The organism is Shewanella fidelis ATCC BAA-318, assembly GCF_000518605.1.
Taxonomy (GTDB): Bacteria; Pseudomonadota; Gammaproteobacteria; order Enterobacterales; family Shewanellaceae; genus Shewanella; species Shewanella fidelis.
Genome location: NZ_KI912461.1, coordinates 200,210 through 217,364, shown reverse-complemented (window position 1 = coordinate 217,364; position 17,155 = coordinate 200,210). Strand labels below are relative to the sequence as shown.

Genomic DNA, 17,155 nt, shown 5'->3' with positions numbered 1-17,155 from the left:
TCTCTCCTGCTTAAAAAAGGGTGCCAAGCACATATCCTAATCCTGTTAAGGCCTGTTCAGTTTCTAATGATATCGATATTATTCTCTATGGTATGGATGATTGTTATTGATGCTCCAGCCACGATATAGGCTTTCAGCAACAATCACACGTACCAAAGGATGAGGCAGGGTTAATGCAGATAAGCACCAACTTTGAGCTGCGGCTTGTTTGCATTCCGGTGATAAACCTTCAGGGCCACCAATTAACAAACTAACATCACGGCCATCAAGTAGCCACTTATTCATTTGTTCTGCTAATTGCGGAGTAGTGAGGTTTTTTCCGGGTAGATCTAGACTAACGATGTGATTCCCTTTTGGGATCGCTGCCAACATTAACTCGCCCTCTTTTTGCAGAATGCGAGCTATATCGGCATTTTTACCACGTTTGCCAGCGGGGATTTCAACTAACTCCAGCGCCATATCTCGAGGAAAGCGGCGCTGATATTCTTTGAAACCAGTTTCAACCCAATCTGGCATGCGGGTTCCAACTGCGACTAACTGAATTTTCATTATTCAGGCTTTTCTGACCACAGCTTTTCAAGCTGGTAGAAGTCACGAGTTTGATCTTGCATTACGTGCATAATCACATCGCCTAGGTCAACAAGTACCCATTCGCTGCTTTCGCGACCTTCAACACCTAGAATCGTGATGTTGGCACGTTTAGCTTCAACCACTAGATTTTCAGCGATTGCTTTTACGTGTGTTTTTGAGTTACCGGTACATACCACCATAAAATCGGCGATATTTGATTTCTCAGATACGTCCATTACAACGACGTCTTTTGCTTTAAGGTCTTCAACCTTATCAATTACAAATTGCTTTAACTCTGCGCTTTCCACGCTGGTACCCCATTAATTTTAAAACAGCGCGATAGTATAGCAGTATTTCAGATCTAGATTAATAGTTCTGAATATAAATATCTGCGTTTTTAGTGGGGTTTATTTGCTTTGGGTAGATGAGGGCGCCTGGTAAAGCTGGTGTTGTTGGATGTACTCTTGTATCGATTTGGGCATGGTCGTTGTCGGAATATTACCCTGCTGCAGCTGTTGGCGTATTGCGGTAGAAGAGATATCTTGCTGGGTAACATCGAGTAAGAAAATCTCGCCAGTCCCTGCTGTGCTTGGCTTATCACTATTATGCAAATGATGTTTTAGTAGTGCTTGGATCGGTTCTTGGTCAGTCAATTGCCAGCCAGGACGTTTGCACACAGCGATATGACAAAGGCTAAATAGTTGTTGCCATTGATACCATTTATTCAAGCTCAGAAATGAGTCCATACCCATGATGAAATAAAATTCATACTCAGGAAAAAGCTGATTTAATTGGCTAAGGGTTTTTGCTGTATAAGAAGGTGTCTGTCGTTTGGCTTCGATATCGCACACTTTGAAACCCGCCAATTCATCACAAATGAGCTGTGCCATCGCCAATCTATCTTGAGTGCTGACGTGGGTTCCTTGTTTATGGGGCGGAATATGATTTGGCATCAGCCAAACTTCATCCAGCGCTAGTTGCTGTTTAACTTCTAGCGCCGGACTAATATGACCAAAGTGTATTGGGTCAAAGGTGCCACCTAAAATACCGATTTTCATCAGGTTAATTCAATGTGGCTAAGTTTGCGGTGAGCCTTGGGATCAAATAGCAAGCTAACATGGCTTAGGCCAGTCCAATCTTCAATGCCCTGTTGTTTAAGTTTAAGCTCGATAGCTGAGGACGCTGCCAGTAGACTTTCAATATGTTCAAGTTCAAGTCGATTTAGTGCAGTTTGATAGATAGGCTTACGCTTATCCCAAATACGCAGCTTACTCCACAGCCCTTGTATTGGCTGACGGTTGTTTTGTGCTGACTTTAACTGCATTAATACCCCAAGCTCTTTAAATAGCGACCATAAGATAATAGGCATAGCGACCCCCTCACTTTTTAGTTGTGACAGGATATGTTGCGCTTTATCTTGCTGATTATTGAGCATGGCATCAGTCAGTTGAAATACGCTAAAACGCGATTGATCTTCAAAGTACTGCTCTAACTGTTGGCAACTAATGGCATCATTTGGACTTAAGAGCTGTAACAGTTGTAATGCTTGATCGGCAGCGAGTAGATTACCTTCATACAAAGCAAACAGCATTTCTCGAGCATCACGTCCTACAGTTAAACCATAGTGATTGATGCGGCCATCTAACCAGCGTTGAAACTGTGCGCCTTCAGGTGTGGCACAAGGAACATATATTCCCTTAGCATCTAAGCTTTTAAACCATTTGCTTTTGGTTTGTTCACTCGCGAGCTTTGGACCTGACAAAATCAATAATACATCAGGATTATCCATCTGCATTAACGATTGCAGCATGGCGCTGCCATCAGTACCGGGTTTTGCTTGTGGTAACGTAAGCTCAATAATACGCCGGCTTGAAAACAAGCTCATTGCTTGCCATTGCTCATAAAGTTCGTTCCAGCTGAAACCAGTTTCTTGGCTTAACTGGATCTTCTCTTCAAACCCTTGGCGTTTGGCTTCTGCATGCAGTGCTGCACGGCTTTGCTCGCATAACCAAGGGTCATCGCCGAAAATAAGGCAACACTGAGGTAAAGGAGAAAGTTGGCGCACTAGCTGATCTGGGTAGACCCGCATTAATTAACCTCTGCTGCCGCCAGTGTTTGAATAATTCTGTCTGCTGCTTGAATGCGCATCTCTTTTAGCAACAGTTCCATTTCGCGACTCTTTGCTAATGCTGTACGAGGATCATCAAGGTAGTCACGGTGGATAGCGACATCAAACCGTTGTGACTCGGCTTCGGGAAGTTGCAGCGCAAAGTTTACTTGGTAAATAAGCTCATATTCCGCCACGTTACCGGTTGGGTAGATAGATAGCGTTGAGCGGTCAAGCGAATCATTAATGATACGTAGTGCTGGAATGTCGTCATTAGGGGAAACGACTGCAATACTGTTTAGACGAAGTCTTTCACGGACTAAACGTGTCAGCTCGCTATATTCGTCTTGGCTACTAAGGCTTAGGGTTTGTAGCTGCTCAGGGATTGAGTAGCTACCTTGTAACCTAAAGCCGCAACCAGCACTGAGCAAAACGCTCAGTGCTAAGGTTGCTAAAAATATGCGTTTAATTAGCATAGGCTTTATATTGTCTTCCTTGTATAAAAAGGATTAGTTAGCAACGATATTGAGCAGTTTGCCCGGTACGTAGATAACTTTACGAACTTCTTTACCTTCGGTGTGTTTGATCACGCCGTCTTCAGCCATACCAGCAGCTTCAACCTCTTCTTTGCTTGCATCTGCAGCAACAGTGATTTTAGCGCGTAGCTTGCCGTTAACTTGAACGATGATTAGCTTACTATCTTCAACCAAGGCTGATTCATCTACTTCAGGCCAAAGCACATCTTCGATTGCGCCTTGGTTACCTAGCTCATTCCAAAGCACAAAACATGTGTGCGGAATGATTGGGTAAAGTAAACGAATTACTGCGTTTAACGCTTCTTGCATTAACGCTTTATCTTGATCTGTTTCCGTTGGTGCTTTCTGCAGACGATTCATCAACTCCATGATTGACGCGATTGCAGTGTTGAACATCTGACGACGCTCAATATCATCACCCACTTTAGCAATGGTCTTGTGTAGCTCGCGGCGTAGCTCTTTCTGAGCTGCGTTAAGTGATTTTACATCAAGCTCTGCTGTTGGACCTGTTGCAATATGGTCATGTGCAGTTTTCCACAAACGCTTAATAAAGCGATGCGCACCTTCAACGCTCGACTCTTGCCACTCAAGGGTTAACTCTGGTGGTGCAGCAAACATCATAAATAGACGTACTGTATCAGCGCCGTACTTATCAACCATCTCTTGTGGGTCGATACCGTTGTTCTTAGACTTCGACATCTTGCTCATACCGGTATAAACCAGTTCATGGCCTTCGCTATCTACAGCTTTAACTGTGCGACCTTTAGCATCAGTTTCAAGTACAGTGACATCATTTGGAGCAACCCAAATACGTGCACCTTTCTCATTGGTGTAGTAATAAGCATCAGCCAATACCATACCTTGAGTCAGCAGACGTTTAGCTGGCTCATCTGAGTTCACTAGGCCTGTGTCACGCAGTAACTTGTGGAAGAAGCGGAAGTACAATAGGTGCATACAAGCATGCTCGATACCACCAATGTACTGATCAACTGGTAACCAGTAGTTTGCTTTTGCTGGATCAAGCATTTGATCTGCATCAGGGCTACAGTAACGCGCGTAGTACCAAGAAGATTCCATAAAGGTATCGAAAGTATCTGTTTCGCGGAATGCTTCTTGACCGTTAACTGTGGTCTTAGCCCACTCTTTATCAGACTTGATAGGGCTTTGGATACCATCCATAACCACATCTTCAGGCAGAATAACAGGTAATTGGTCTTCTGGTGTTGGCATTACAGTGCCATCAGCCAGCGTTACCATTGGGATAGGTGCACCCCAGTAACGTTGACGAGAAACACCCCAGTCACGTAAACGGAAGTTAACTTGGCGCTTACCTTTACCTTCTGCTGTTAGTTTGGCATCGATTGCATCAAATGCTGCTTGGAAGTCTAAACCGTCAAACTCTCCAGAGTTAAATAGCACGCCTTTTTCAGTGTATGCTTCTTCGCTGATATCAACATCACCATCAACAGGCTTAACAACCGCTTCGATGTTTAGACCGTACTTTTTAGCGAACTCGTAGTCACGTTGGTCATGAGCTGGAACAGACATTACCGCGCCAGTACCGTAGTTCATTAGTACGAAGTTACCAACCCAGATAGGTACTTCTTTACCTGTAATTGGGTGAATAGCATTTAAGCCTGTAGCAACGCCTTTTTTCTCCATAGCAGCCATAGCGGCTTCAGTGGTGTCAGCGTTTTTACATTCTTCAATAAACTCAACAAGAGCTGGATTGTTAGCAGCAGCTTGCTCAGCCAATGGATGAGCTGCTGCAATAGCAACATAAGTCACGCCCATAACAGTATCTGGACGAGTTGTGTAGATATCAAAGCTTTGATCGCTACCAGCTACCTGGAACGTCATTTCGATACCTTCGCTACGACCGATCCAGTTACGTTGCATGGTCTTAACTTGCTCAGGCCACTCTTCTAACTTGTCGATGTCGTTTAGTAGCTCTTCAGCGTAATCAGTGATTTTAATGAACCACTGTGGGATCTCTTTTTGTTCAACAGTTGTGTCACAGCGCCAGCAGCAGCCGTCAATAACCTGCTCGTTAGCAAGTACTGTTTCATCGTTAGGACACCAGTTCACTGAAGAGGTTTTCTTGTACACTAGGCCTTTTTCATAAAGCTTAGTGAAAAACCACTGTTCCCAGCGATAGTATTCTGGAGTACAAGTTGCGATTTCGCGCGACCAGTCATAACCGAAACCTAGCATTTTTAGCTGGTTCTTCATGTAGTCGATGTTTTCGTAAGTCCATGGCGCAGGTGCAGTCTTGTTTTTGATTGCAGCGTTTTCAGCAGGCAGACCGAAAGAGTCCCAACCGATAGGTTGCAGCACGTTTTTACCTTGCAAACGTTGGTAACGAGACACAACATCGCCTATGGTGTAGTTACGTACGTGACCCATGTGCAGTCGGCCTGATGGATACGGGAACATAGAAAGGCAGTAGTACTTTTCTTTGTTTGCGTCTTCGGTAACTTCAAATGTTTTGGTGTCTTGCCAGTGCTGTTGCACTTTAGCTTCAATTTCTGAAGGAGTATATTGCTCTTGCATCAATCTATTTCCGGCCATGCCGCCTATTGTTTGATCTAGCGCTATAACAGCGCGAGTTATATCGACATAGAATAAACTAGAAGTGAGTCATTAAAAAGGTTCGTTGAAGGAGTATTTACCATGAGTGACCAAAGTACCGCGCTACTTTCGCTTTACGAAGCCCTTATTGAGCATATAAAAACTCAATATAGAGATGATAACTCATTGACTGTAAAGAGTTTGTACAATCAAGTGCAGGCGAGTAGACAATATTTAGCGTTAAAGCAGCAAGCGAAGGAAGAAGAGCTTGCTTTAGTGGAACAATTTTTAAAACGTGACATCGCCAGTTTCTTACAAGAGCAAAATGCCTCCGATTTGAGTCATAGCCCAACTATGATCACTATGGAAAACACGTTATGGCATTGGCTAAGTGAAATAACAGATCGTAGCCAAGTGGAGTGGCATGAGGTTGCCCAAGACTTTAAACATCATGGTTATTATGAGAGTGGTGAGATAGTTGGACAGGGGACTATGGTGTGCACGGCCTGTGGTCATGAGTCTAAAATTGAATTTCCGGGGACATTGTCTGATTGCACTGAATGCGATAACAATGAATTTACCCGCGAAGCATTAGCGCCATAGTTGATTGAAGTAAAAGGCAAAATGGTAGTAGAGCTGCATGGTAAAACAGCCGTTATTTAAAGCGTAACGGCTGTAAGTTTTTGTTTAACATCCAGTATTTTCAGTGGAATATAAAGGTTGGCTATTAGCACTGGCCGCTTGAACATATTTAAAGTAACAAAGATCATCGATGACAGCGCCGTTATCATTGCTGTCATAGCCAATATAAAGCTCACCACGGCCTTGCTCTTGTACCGCAAACACATCGTCTAACTCCAGCCATTCGACTAAATCTTCATTGTCTAAATAGCCATATATCAAACGCGTATTGTAATTACCGTCACCGTTAATATCGATATCGGTAATATCGTCGCGGCTGCCATGAGGCCGCTTACTTAGGCTCGGCATTTGTGTTTTAGCGTATACCAATTTATTTGCGGTTTTGGCACTAGCCTGAATTTGTTCAATGACTTCACTTTTGGCGTCACTCGATAAGTTGATAAATTTTGGCGCAGCAGCCACGGCCAAAACAGCAACAATGATAATCACCACCACTAACTCAATGAGTGTGAATCCTTTCTGCCTGTTTGAATGTTGCAAAACTTGTTCCTGATTACTGCTAGGCCCGCGATTATAAAGCTTAAAATAAGTACTGGCCACTGCCCAAAGGTAGTAAAAAAGGTATGTCCTTTCATTAGCTTAATGTCGGCGACTAAAACACCTGCTTCAAATTGTGGTAGCTGCTTGGTGATATTACCTTGCTCATCAACTACTGCGGTGACACCATTATTGGTTGCACGAACCAGCGGTCGACCTAGCTCTACTGAGCGCATTTGGGCTATTTCCATATGTTGCAATGGGCCATTTGACGTACCAAACCATGCATCATTAGACACTGTCATTAACAGATCAGTATTATCGTTCATATTGGCGCGTAATTGTTCTGGAAAGGCAATTTCATAACAAATAGCAGGTGATAGCTGGTGGCCAACGGCGTTTAAATTGGCTTGAGTGAACTCACCGCGGTTAAATGAGGACATAGGTAAGTTGAAAAATGGCGCTAATGGTCGCAACAATGATTCTAACGGCACAAACTCACCAATCGGCAGTAAGTGGTGCTTTTTGAATTCATTGTTACCATCGCCTAGGTAATCAGGCTCGCTTTGCTGTTTATGATGATAATTGCCCAGTACGATAAGTGAGTTGTAGAAGGCATCACCATGGTTGCTAATAATACCGGTAATAATGGCGGTATCGTTTAGATTGGCCACTTTATTCGCGTTGTAGAGAAAATCCTTCACCATATATTCGGGAGCTGGAATGGCAGCTTCAGGCCAAATAATCAGGTCAGTATCTTGCAGTTGAGGCCGTGATAGATCCATGTATTTGAGCATGGTTGGCCATAAGGCATCAGGCTCCCACTTCATGCTCTGCGGGATATTGCCTTGCACTAATGCGACTTTGATTGTTTCACCATTAGGTTGAACTTGTGAGGTCATTGGTGCGATAAACGTTAGTGCAGCAAGTGCCGGCACAGCGATGACAAAACTTTGCCAGCGTTTAACTGCTAATAACGCAATAGCACCGGCAAGCATCGCGACAATAAAGCTTAAGCCTAAGGTACCAAACATTGAAGCGATAGGTCTAAGCGGTCCTTCAGTTTGACTGTATCCCGCCCATAACCAAGGAAAGCCAGTTAATATCCAACCTCGCATCCATTCTGTAGTGGTCCACAGTGCTGGAAACAGTAATAAATTGCGTAATAGTGATGTGTTGGGGGTTAACTTCTGTAGCAAACAACCCGCAAGAGCAGGGTAAAGAGCAAGATACAAGGCAAGCAGCGCCATTAATGCCATTGATGCGATAAGTGGCATACCACCGTACACATCCATGCTGACATGTACCCAACTTATACCGACAGAAAAGCAACCGAAGCCAAAGCTTAGCCAATAGCGGAATGCTTGTTTTGCGGTTAAGTCTGCACTTTGATGAACCACAAAAGCCATGGCAACTAGATACAGTGGCCAGATAGAGTAGGGAGCAAAAGAGAGCGCTGTAGTGGCGCCAGCCAAATAGGCTAGCACCATTTTCGAACGCGGATGATGGGCTAATGCCCGAAGTTTATTCAGCATACAGCCTCATCATTGGGTCGAGATAACGTTATTTAGTGATTAAGCTTCTGGCTCTTCACTTGTTTGGCTGTTATCTGGAAACTTGACTCTAAGTTGGATTAAGCGACGAGTGTCAGCATTAACCACTTTGAATTCGATATCTTGGATCATGACTTTCTCATCACGCTCTGGTAAATGACCAAATGCGTGCGACACCATGCCGCCAACCGTATCAAACTCTTCGTCACTAAACTCAGTACCGAATGCTTCGTTAAAGTCATCGATTGGAGTGAGTGCTTTGACCATGAATACTTGTTTGGCAATTTGCTTGATCTCAGTCTCTTCGGCAGAGTCGTGATCAAACTCATCTTCAATATCGCCTACGATCTCTTCAAGGATATCCTCAATCGTAACAAGGCCTGAAACCCCGCCATATTCATCGACAACAATTGCCATATGGTAGCGTTGAGAGCGGAATTCTTTCAGTAGAACGTCAACACGTTTACTTTCTGGAACAACAACAGCAGGGCGAATTACTTGACGTAACTCAAACGGCTTTTCATTGTTTTTGAAGCCATACTGAAGCAAGTCTTTCGCAAGCAAAATGCCTTCGATATGATCTTTGTCTTCATTGACTACAGGAAAACGGGAGTGTGCCGAACTGATCACGGTAGATAAAACTTCTTCTACAGTGTTATCAATCTGGATAGCTACTATCTGCGCACGTGGGATCATAATATCCCGTACACGTAGATCGGAAACTTCTAAAACACCTTTAATCATTTCGCGGGTGTCTTCGCTAATCACTTCACGCATTTCTGCGTCGTGAATTACGTCAACCAAGTCTTCGCGATTTTTTGGTTCGCCCTGGAACAACTGACTTACTTTCTCTAACCAGCCCCTCTTTTGGGCGTTAGTACTCGGTGGGATATCGTCACTCATAGTGTTTTCCTGACTCAAAATGAGTCAATTATTGCTCCTTATAAGGATTGTTATAACCAAGGCTTTCAATAAGTTGAGTCTCTAATGACTCCATCTCTTCAGCCTCGAGGTCTTCTATATGATCATACCCTAGCAGATGGAGGCAACCATGTACAACCATGTGTGCCCAATGTGCGATTAGGGGTTTATTTTGATCAATTGCTTCTTGCTCAACAACCGCCGCGCAAATCACTAAATCACCTAATAATGGTAGTTCAATGCCCGGTGGTGCTTCAAACGGGAAAGACAATACATTGGTTGGCTTGTCTTTACCACGATAAGTACTATTTAAGCTTTGGCTTTCTTCGACATCAACGATACGAATAGTCAATTCAGCCTCGTTCATTGTATCTCTGATTGCGGTTTTTACCCAAAGTTCCAAATCGGTCGTAGAAGGTAGTGTAAACCCTTCTACGGCAATTTGAACATCGAGATCGATAATCGGTTGATTATCACTCATGATTTACGGTTTCCTGTAGTTGGTATTGGCTATCTTTATTGCCTTTACCTGATTGTGCTTTTAAGTCGAATGCTTCATAAGCTTCAACAATACGCGCCACAACGGGGTGACGCACAACATCTTTTGCTTGGAAGAAATTAAAGCTAATTTCTTCGACTTCACCTAATACTTCTATTGAGTGGCGTAGCCCTGATTTTTGATGCTTTGGTAAGTCGATTTGGGTGATATCACCAGTGATCACCGCTCGAGAGTTAAAACCAATACGCGTCAGGAACATTTTCATCTGCTCAACTGTGGTGTTTTGACTCTCATCGAGAATAATAAATGCATCATTAAGGGTACGGCCACGCATATAAGCCAAGGGTGCAACTTCAATAACGTTGCGTTCAATTAAACGCTCAACTTTTTCAAAGCCCATCATTTCAAATAAGGCGTCGTAAAGCGGGCGTAAATATGGATCTACCTTCTGGCTCAGATCTCCCGGTAGAAAGCCCAGTTTCTCGCCAGCTTCAACAGCTGGTCGGGTTAATAGAATACGGCGAACTTCTTGGCGCTCTAATGCATCAACCGCGGCTGCTACTGCAAGGTAGGTTTTACCTGTACCAGCAGGCCCAATTCCAAAAGTAATATCGTGATTGACAATATTACGCACGTAGTCACTTTGGTTCGGGTTACGTGGTTTAATTACACCACGCTTGGTCTTTATATATAGCTCACTTTCATCACGTGGCGCTTCCATATCCAGCGCTACGGCCTCTTGAATCGCCATATGGACAGTATCCGGCTCTAAGTCAGGCGTGCTACCTCTTACAGGCTGAGTTTCGATATAAAGATCTTTTAGCAGGTTATTGGCGGTTAAGCAGTTTTTCGGTGAACCTACAATTTGAAAGTGATTATTACGGTAGCTAATTTCGACACCCACGCGGCGTTCCAATTGCTTAATATTGTCATCAAATGGGCCACAAAGCGATGCTAATCGGCGGCTGTCCGCAGGCTCTAAATACAGGTTGAGCGTGGTTAATTTATTTGACAAAAAATCACTCCATTATTCTAGATCAGGTTATTGTTATCTACTTGCTAGTTTACGAGCCAAGCTCAATAAATGCGAATGGTATTTTTACACAACAGAGAAGAAAAAAGCGGCACCTTCGGATGCCGCCTTTAGCGTGATTCTACATCGTGACTCAACCCGGTTAAGCTGGCTTATACTGGGTGACGCCTAAGTCGTCATCTTTCTTGTATTTAGCCATGATGTCTGATGGGCGCAAATCACGACGTAAGTCCATTTCATCCTCACCGCGGATAAATACGCCGCGTAACGAATTGGTGTAAACGTCAACGATTTCTACATCAACAAAACCGCCGATATGCTCAGGTGAAGCTTCAAAGTTAACCACACGGTTTGTTTCTGTACGACCGCGAAGTTCCATAGGATTTTTCACCGATGGGCCCTCAACCAAAATACGTTGCACAGTACCTAGCATTTGGCGGCTATAGCGCATAGCTTGCTGAGTAATGCGATCTTGTAAGATAGCAAGACGCTCTTTTTTCTCATCAAGGCTAACATCATCTGGTAGATCTGCTGCTGGCGTACCTGGACGTGCGCTATAGATGAAGCTAAAGCTATGGTCAAACTGAACGTCTTCAATCAGCTTCATGGTATCTGCGAAGTCTTGTTTAGATTCACCTGGGAAACCAATGATAAAGTCTGAACTGATTTGAATGTCAGGGCGCGCTTTACGTAGACGGCGAATAATCGACTTGTACTCGATTGCCATGTGGCCACGTTTCATTTGTGTCAAAATCAAGTCTGAGCCAGATTGTACTGGTAAGTGTAAGAAGCTTACTAGTTCAGGCGTGTCTTCATACACATCAATAATATCTTGAGTAAACTCAATTGGGTGGCTAGTTGTAAAGCGTAAACGGTCAATACCATCAATCGCTGCAACATAGCGTAGCAGTTCGGCAAAAGTACAAATGTCGTCATCGTGGGTTGCACCACGATAAGCATTAACGTTTTGGCCTAACAAGTTGACTTCACGTACACCTTGTTCTGCTAATTGTGCGATTTCTAAGATGATATCATCTAGTGGGCGGCTAACTTCTTCACCACGTGTATATGGTACTACGCAGAAAGAGCAGTATTTACTGCAGCCTTCCATGATAGATACGAAAGCACTTGGCCCTTCAGCGCGAGGCTCTGGTAAGCGGTCAAACTTTTCAATTTCAGGAAAGCTAACATCAATAACCGCTTTTTTACCGTCTTTGATTTGATCGATCATTTCAGGCAGACGGTGTAATGTTTGTGGGCCAAAAATAAGGTCAACGCACTGGGCGCGCTCTTTAATTGCTTTACCTTCTTGTGAAGCAACGCAACCACCAACACCAATGATAAGTTCTGGCTTTTTGTCTTTTAATGTTTTCCAGCGACCAAGCTGATGAAACACCTTTTCCTGTGCTTTTTCACGAATAGAACAAGTGTTTAGCAGCAGCACATCAGCTTCTTCAGCATCGTCTGTTAATGTGTAACCTTCGTATTCGTCAAGAAGATCAGCCATCTTTGAAGAGTCATACTCATTCATTTGACAGCCCCAAGTTTTAATATGGAGTTTTTTACTCATCAGTCTGTATCACTCTAGAAGCACCGAAAAAATAGCGCGACATTTTAACGCCTAAGTTAGCTTGTGGCTAGCATTTGGCCGTTAATAAAGTGAATTTATTCTGCGGCTTTTAATCTCCATGTACTGAGTATGGAATTAGTTGACTCCAGCGCAATTTCATCGTCATCAATGATAAAGCCTTGTGCTTTAGCCATTTGCAGACTGCTTTGTTTGGCTCGTAGAGGAATTTCTGCGCGCAGTTGTTGACTGAATGCTTGCAGGGTATCTTGGGTATATAGGTAGAGGGAGTACTCAAAAGGTGTGCGATAAACCACGTTAATGTGTTCGATGTCAGTATTAACGGGTTCTGCGTTGCTTGAAAAGGTTAGCGCTGATGTCAGCACTAATGCTGTTGTGGTAAGTATTTTCATTGCAGCCTCACTGGTTATGCATCGGGTTGAATTATTGGATAGCTTGAGTTTATGTAACGGTTGCAATGTTGTTCTGTTGCTTTGTAAGCAGTTGTGAGGAAAATGGGCTGCAGACACATTTGTACACGTAAGGCGTGCTTTAGACATTAATCGACATATTTAGTGGCGGTTTATTTACAAAACCTGCAATAGATAAGTTGTTGCACATCAAATAGTACAAACTTTCTTTTATAAAGCGATTATTCAAGGGAAATTTCAGTGTAAACTTGGGGCGAAGAATCGTTCAAGTGGCAGGAGATGCAACGCAGTGGAACAAACAGGAACCAATAGCAACTTATATGATGTCGTGGTAGTCGGTGGTGGCATGGTTGGTGCGGCGACAGCAATTGGCCTTGCTCAGTTAGGATTACAGGTTGTCGTTGTGGAAGCGTTTGCTCCACAAGCTTATGATAGCGAGCAAGCACTCGATCTACGCGTCTCTGCTATTAGTGCGGCGTCAGAAGCACTACTTGAACGTTTAGGAGCCTTATCTGGTCTTGATGATGTACGTAAGGTTGCTTATAAAGGACTAGAGACTTGGGAGCTTGAAGGCTGCATTACTCAATTTCACAGTGATCAAATTGGTTGCTCGCATTTAGGCCATATTGTTGAAAACCGCTTAATCCAATTGGCACTGTGGGGCCGAATGCAACAGTTGGATAATATTACCCTATTATGCCCAGCTAAAATTGCCACTTTAACAAGAGCGAACGAACAAGACTGCATTTATGTCACTTTAGACAACCAAGAGAGATTAAGCACTCGGTTGCTTGTTGGTGCAGATGGCGCTAATTCTATGGTTCGTCAGTGGGCGAATATTGGTATTAGTGGTTGGGATTATGCTCAGTCAGCGATGTTGATTAATATTGAAACAGCCTGCGCTGAGCAAGACGTAACTTGGCAACAGTTTACCCCGAGCGGCCCACGCTCTTTATTACCGCTGCCGGGTAATAATGCATCGTTAGTTTGGTACGATGATGCGAATAAAATAGCGCAGTTGACTCAATTAAATAATAAAGCGTTGCAAGCGCAAATTGATCAGCACTTTCCAAGTCGTTTAGATAGAGAGTTTAAGGTGGTTAATAAGGCGAGCTTTAAACTGACAAGGCGCCATGCACAAACCTATTATCGCGATAATTTAGTTATCCTCGGTGATGCCGCCCATACTATCAACCCACTAGCAGGGCAGGGAGTCAACTTAGGCTTTAAAGATGTTGATGCGTTAGTCAATACGATTGCTAAGCATCTTGAAGATGATAATGGCTGGTGGAAGACAGCTGTATTGGCCGAGTATCAAAAGGCTCGCTATCGCGATAACCAGCTAATGATGTCTACGATGGATCTGTTTTACGCCAGCTTTAGTAACGATATTTTGCCGCTTAAATTACTGCGTAACGGTGCGCTTAAATTGGCAAATATCGATACGCCGATTAAGAAGCAAGTTCTTAAGTACGCAATGGGCTTTTAATTTGATTGCGACTAGCTAAAAACCGAATGCATTGCGTTCGGTTTTTTTTAAGCTTTTTTGTTGGTTTGAATGCAATGAGTCTATGCGTTTTGGCTATCTAGTTTGACGCTGCAAATGATAAATTTGCGTATAATTTGTTGGCAGGCAATTTGAGTGCTAAAATGCCGCGTTTTTAATTTTGCTGCTTGGCGCTGAGCTGGCAGTAAAACGTAAGTTAGGCAATAACAGACTGGGTACTATGAGCAATATTAAACTGATTGTTGGGCTTGCAAATCCCGGCGCACAGTATGAACGAACTCGCCATAATGCGGGGGCGTGGTACGTAGAAGAACTCGCTAGAGTCTGTGGTGCCACATTAACATTAGACAGCAAATACTTTGGCATGACCGCAAGAGCGACCTTGCATGGCAAAGATGTACGTCTGTTAATTCCGACTACTTTTATGAACTTAAGTGGCAAGTCGGTTGGTGCATTAGCGAACTTTTTTCGCATCGCACCAGAAGAGATTTTAGTTGCACACGATGAGTTAGATATGGCTCCTGGTGTGGCAAAGTTTAAGTTGGGCGGTGGCCATGGTGGTCACAACGGTCTTAAAGATATCATTGCTAAGCTTGGTAATGATAAGGGCTTTTACCGTTTGCGTATTGGTATTGGTCACCCAGGCGATAAAAGCTTGGTGAGTAACTATGTACTAAGTAAAGCTTCCCCAACGGATCAAGAGCTGGTGAATGCTGCGGTAGATGAAGCCGTGCGCTCAACAGAAGTCTTGTTCAATCAGGATATGGCAAAGGCGATGCATAGACTGCATTCTTTTAAAGCTTAACAAGTGCTTGAAGCTTCGCTTCAAGTCATTCATTGATATAAAGGTAACAATATGGGTTTCAAATGCGGCATCGTAGGCCTGCCAAACGTTGGTAAATCAACACTTTTTAATGCACTAACTAAAGCTGGTATCGAAGCATCGAACTTCCCGTTCTGTACTATTGAGCCAAATACTGGTGTGGTTCCTGTACCGGATCCACGTCTAGATGCATTAGCTGAAATTGTTAAGCCAGAGCGTATTTTGGCGACAACAATGGAGTTTGTTGATATTGCAGGTCTTGTTGCAGGTGCTTCTAAAGGTGAAGGTTTAGGTAACAAGTTCCTAGCTAATATCCGTGAAACTGATGCAATTGGCCACGTTGTTCGTTGTTTTGAAGATGACAACATTGTTCACGTAGCAAACAAAGTTAGCCCTGCAAGTGATATTGAAGTGATTAACACTGAACTTGCACTTGCCGATTTAGACTCTTGTGAGCGTGCTATTACTCGTCAAGCTAAGCGTGCGAAAGGCGGTGATGCTGATGCTAAGTTTGAAGTTAGCGTGCTTGAAAAAATGCGCCCAGTGTTAGATGAAGGCAAAATGCTGCGTTCTATGGAGCTATCTAAAGAAGAGCTAGCTGCAGTAGGTTACCTAAATTTCTTAACTCTTAAGCCAACAATGTATATTGCTAACGTATCTGAAGACGGTTTTGAAAATAACCCGCATTTAGACACAGTGAAAGCAATTGCTGCTGAAGAGAACGCTGTTGTTGTTGCTGTATGTGCTGCAATTGAATCAGAACTTGCTGAAATGGATAGCGAAGATCGTGAAGAGTTCATGGCAGATCTTGGTTTAGAAGAGCCGGGTCTTGATCGCGTAATCCGTGCCGGCTATGACTTATTAAGTCTACAAACTTATTTCACCGCAGGTGTTAAAGAAGTGCGTGCTTGGACTGTACGTGTTGGCGCAAGCGCTCCGCAAGCAGCGGGTGTTATTCATACTGACTTCGAACGTGGCTTTATTCGTGCTCAAGTTATGTCTTATGAAGACTTCATTACTTATAAAGGTGAAGCCGGTGCTAAAGAAGCTGGTAAACTGCGTGTAGAAGGTAAAACCTACACAGTTAAAGATGGTGATGTAATGCACTTCTTATTTAACGTGTAACGATACGTTAAATGAAACGGCGACTAATATAGTCGCCGTTTTTGTTTGTGTCATATTAAGTGAGATTGGTTACCGAGCTATCATTGGACCAAGGTTGTGCAAGGTCGAACTTATACTAATTGGTATTAGTTAATTGATACATTTGCAGCCAGCATCAACGTGAATTGATGATCGTTAGTGCTTGATGACACGTACTAAGGATCATATAGAAGACGATATAATGGCAGTTTAAAAGTTGTTTTCCATAGATAAGGAGGCTTATTTTCAGCGTTTAAAATCACTGTTAAAGTTAATCTCAACAGTAAAAAACGCTAAATACCTCATTAAAATGGCCCTTTTTTGGATGACTGTTGCTCAGTTTGGTGAAGTTATCGCCGAACAATACGGTTTCGGTAAATTTGCAGAAAAAAGCAGTTGACCTGATTAACCCTAATAAGCATAATACGCCCCGTTCCCCAGACAGGGGGATGAAAAAGAAAGATGGCAATGTAGCTCAGCTGGTTAGAGCACAGCACTCATAATGCTGGGGTCGCAGGTTCAAGTCCCGCCATTGCTACCATCTTCTTTAGCTAACTTAGTTAGCGATAAATCTGCTCAGGATATAAAATTGAGTATCTTAATCTAGATGTAAAACAGATTGTTCAGTGCGGGAGTGGTGGAATTGGTAGACACGCCAGATTTAGGTTCTGGTGCCGTAAGGTGTGAGAGTTCAAGTCTCTCTTCCCGTACCATT

The 17,155-nt window shown here is 43.3% G+C and carries 17 protein-coding genes and 2 tRNA genes; 6 read left to right on the top strand and 13 right to left on the bottom strand.

Annotated elements, in window-relative coordinates; translation table 11 throughout:
* Positions 1 to 78: 78 nt before the first annotated feature.
* From rlmH to leuS, 6 genes are all read right to left on the bottom strand, one after another.
* Positions 79 to 549 (bottom strand): 23S rRNA (pseudouridine(1915)-N(3))-methyltransferase RlmH, encoded by a 471-nt coding sequence (rlmH, locus tag L884_RS0120445; RefSeq protein ID WP_028769232.1) that lies wholly within the window; start codon positions 547 to 549, stop codon positions 79 to 81.
* The gene (rsfS, locus tag L884_RS0120440) at positions 549 to 878 is read right to left on the bottom strand and encodes a ribosome silencing factor (RefSeq protein WP_028769231.1); all 330 of its coding nucleotides are present in this window, start codon (positions 876 to 878) and stop codon (positions 549 to 551) included. Before rsfS ends, rlmH begins: the two co-directional genes overlap by 1 nt.
* 99 nt (positions 879 to 977) lie before the next feature.
* On the bottom strand, positions 978 to 1,628 hold the full coding sequence (nadD, locus tag L884_RS0120435) for a nicotinate-nucleotide adenylyltransferase (RefSeq protein WP_028769230.1): 651 nt from the start codon (positions 1,626 to 1,628) through the stop codon (positions 978 to 980).
* Entirely contained in the window at positions 1,628 to 2,659 is a 1,032-nt protein-coding gene (holA, locus tag L884_RS0120430) for a DNA polymerase III subunit delta (RefSeq protein ID WP_028769229.1), read from the bottom strand. Before holA ends, nadD begins: the two co-directional genes overlap by 1 nt.
* A complete protein-coding gene (locus L884_RS0120425; RefSeq protein ID WP_028769228.1) occupies positions 2,659 to 3,153 on the bottom strand; it encodes an LPS-assembly lipoprotein LptE in 495 nt (164 codons plus the stop codon). The genes holA and L884_RS0120425 overlap by 1 nt, the downstream gene beginning before the upstream one ends.
* Positions 3,154 to 3,186: 33 nt before the next feature.
* Positions 3,187 to 5,766: a leucine--tRNA ligase gene (gene leuS / locus L884_RS0120420; RefSeq protein ID WP_028769227.1), complete on the bottom strand. Its 2,580-nt coding sequence runs from the start codon at positions 5,764 to 5,766 to the stop codon at positions 3,187 to 3,189.
* Between the two features lie 120 nt (positions 5,767 to 5,886).
* On the opposite strand from leuS, the gene L884_RS0120415 reads away from it, so the two are divergent.
* Complete coding sequence (locus tag L884_RS0120415; RefSeq protein ID WP_028769226.1) at positions 5,887 to 6,387, top strand: zinc ribbon-containing protein; 501 nt, start codon at positions 5,887 to 5,889, stop codon at positions 6,385 to 6,387.
* Between the two features lie 84 nt (positions 6,388 to 6,471).
* Here the strand turns inward: L884_RS0120415 and L884_RS0120410 are convergent, their stop codons facing one another.
* From L884_RS0120410 to L884_RS0120380, 7 genes are all read right to left on the bottom strand, one after another.
* Positions 6,472 to 6,966, bottom strand: a complete 495-nt coding sequence (locus tag L884_RS0120410; protein ID WP_028769225.1) for a prepilin-type N-terminal cleavage/methylation domain-containing protein — start codon at positions 6,964 to 6,966, stop codon at positions 6,472 to 6,474.
* Entirely contained in the window at positions 6,921 to 8,498 is a 1,578-nt protein-coding gene (gene lnt, locus L884_RS0120405; RefSeq protein ID WP_028769224.1) for an apolipoprotein N-acyltransferase, read from the bottom strand. Before lnt ends, L884_RS0120410 begins: the two co-directional genes overlap by 46 nt.
* Positions 8,499 to 8,537: 39 nt before the next feature.
* Positions 8,538 to 9,419 (bottom strand): CNNM family magnesium/cobalt transport protein CorC, encoded by an 882-nt coding sequence (gene corC / locus L884_RS0120400; protein WP_028769223.1) that lies wholly within the window; start codon positions 9,417 to 9,419, stop codon positions 8,538 to 8,540.
* A gap of 28 nt (positions 9,420 to 9,447) precedes the next feature.
* Positions 9,448 to 9,918, bottom strand: a complete 471-nt coding sequence (gene ybeY / locus L884_RS0120395; RefSeq protein ID WP_028769222.1) for an rRNA maturation RNase YbeY — start codon at positions 9,916 to 9,918, stop codon at positions 9,448 to 9,450.
* A complete protein-coding gene (locus L884_RS0120390; protein ID WP_028769221.1) occupies positions 9,911 to 10,951 on the bottom strand; it encodes a PhoH family protein in 1,041 nt (346 codons plus the stop codon). The genes ybeY and L884_RS0120390 overlap by 8 nt, the downstream gene beginning before the upstream one ends.
* A gap of 160 nt (positions 10,952 to 11,111) precedes the next feature.
* Complete coding sequence (gene miaB / locus L884_RS0120385; RefSeq protein ID WP_028769220.1) at positions 11,112 to 12,539, bottom strand: tRNA (N6-isopentenyl adenosine(37)-C2)-methylthiotransferase MiaB; 1,428 nt, start codon at positions 12,537 to 12,539, stop codon at positions 11,112 to 11,114.
* A gap of 95 nt (positions 12,540 to 12,634) precedes the next feature.
* On the bottom strand, positions 12,635 to 12,949 hold the full coding sequence (locus L884_RS0120380) for a hypothetical protein (protein WP_028769219.1): 315 nt from the start codon (positions 12,947 to 12,949) through the stop codon (positions 12,635 to 12,637).
* 364 nt (positions 12,950 to 13,313) lie between these two features.
* On the opposite strand from L884_RS0120380, the gene L884_RS0120375 reads away from it, so the two are divergent.
* The 5 genes from L884_RS0120375 to L884_RS0120350 all read left to right on the top strand — a co-directional run bounded on the left by L884_RS0120375 (position 13,314) and on the right by L884_RS0120350 (position 17,153).
* Positions 13,314 to 14,456, top strand: coding sequence for an FAD-dependent monooxygenase (locus L884_RS0120375; protein ID WP_051435713.1), 1,143 nt, complete (start codon positions 13,314 to 13,316; stop codon positions 14,454 to 14,456).
* A gap of 238 nt (positions 14,457 to 14,694) precedes the next feature.
* Complete coding sequence (gene pth / locus L884_RS23240) at positions 14,695 to 15,279, top strand: aminoacyl-tRNA hydrolase (RefSeq protein WP_028769217.1); 585 nt, start codon at positions 14,695 to 14,697, stop codon at positions 15,277 to 15,279.
* A 51-nt stretch (positions 15,280 to 15,330) separates the two neighbouring features.
* Positions 15,331 to 16,422: a redox-regulated ATPase YchF gene (gene ychF, locus L884_RS23235; RefSeq protein WP_028769216.1), complete on the top strand. Its 1,092-nt coding sequence runs from the start codon at positions 15,331 to 15,333 to the stop codon at positions 16,420 to 16,422.
* A 482-nt stretch (positions 16,423 to 16,904) separates the two neighbouring features.
* Positions 16,905 to 16,981: transfer RNA gene (locus L884_RS0120355), tRNA-Met, on the top strand.
* A gap of 87 nt (positions 16,982 to 17,068) precedes the next feature.
* A tRNA-Leu gene (locus tag L884_RS0120350) sits at positions 17,069 to 17,153 on the top strand.
* Positions 17,154 to 17,155: the final 2 nt, after the last annotated feature.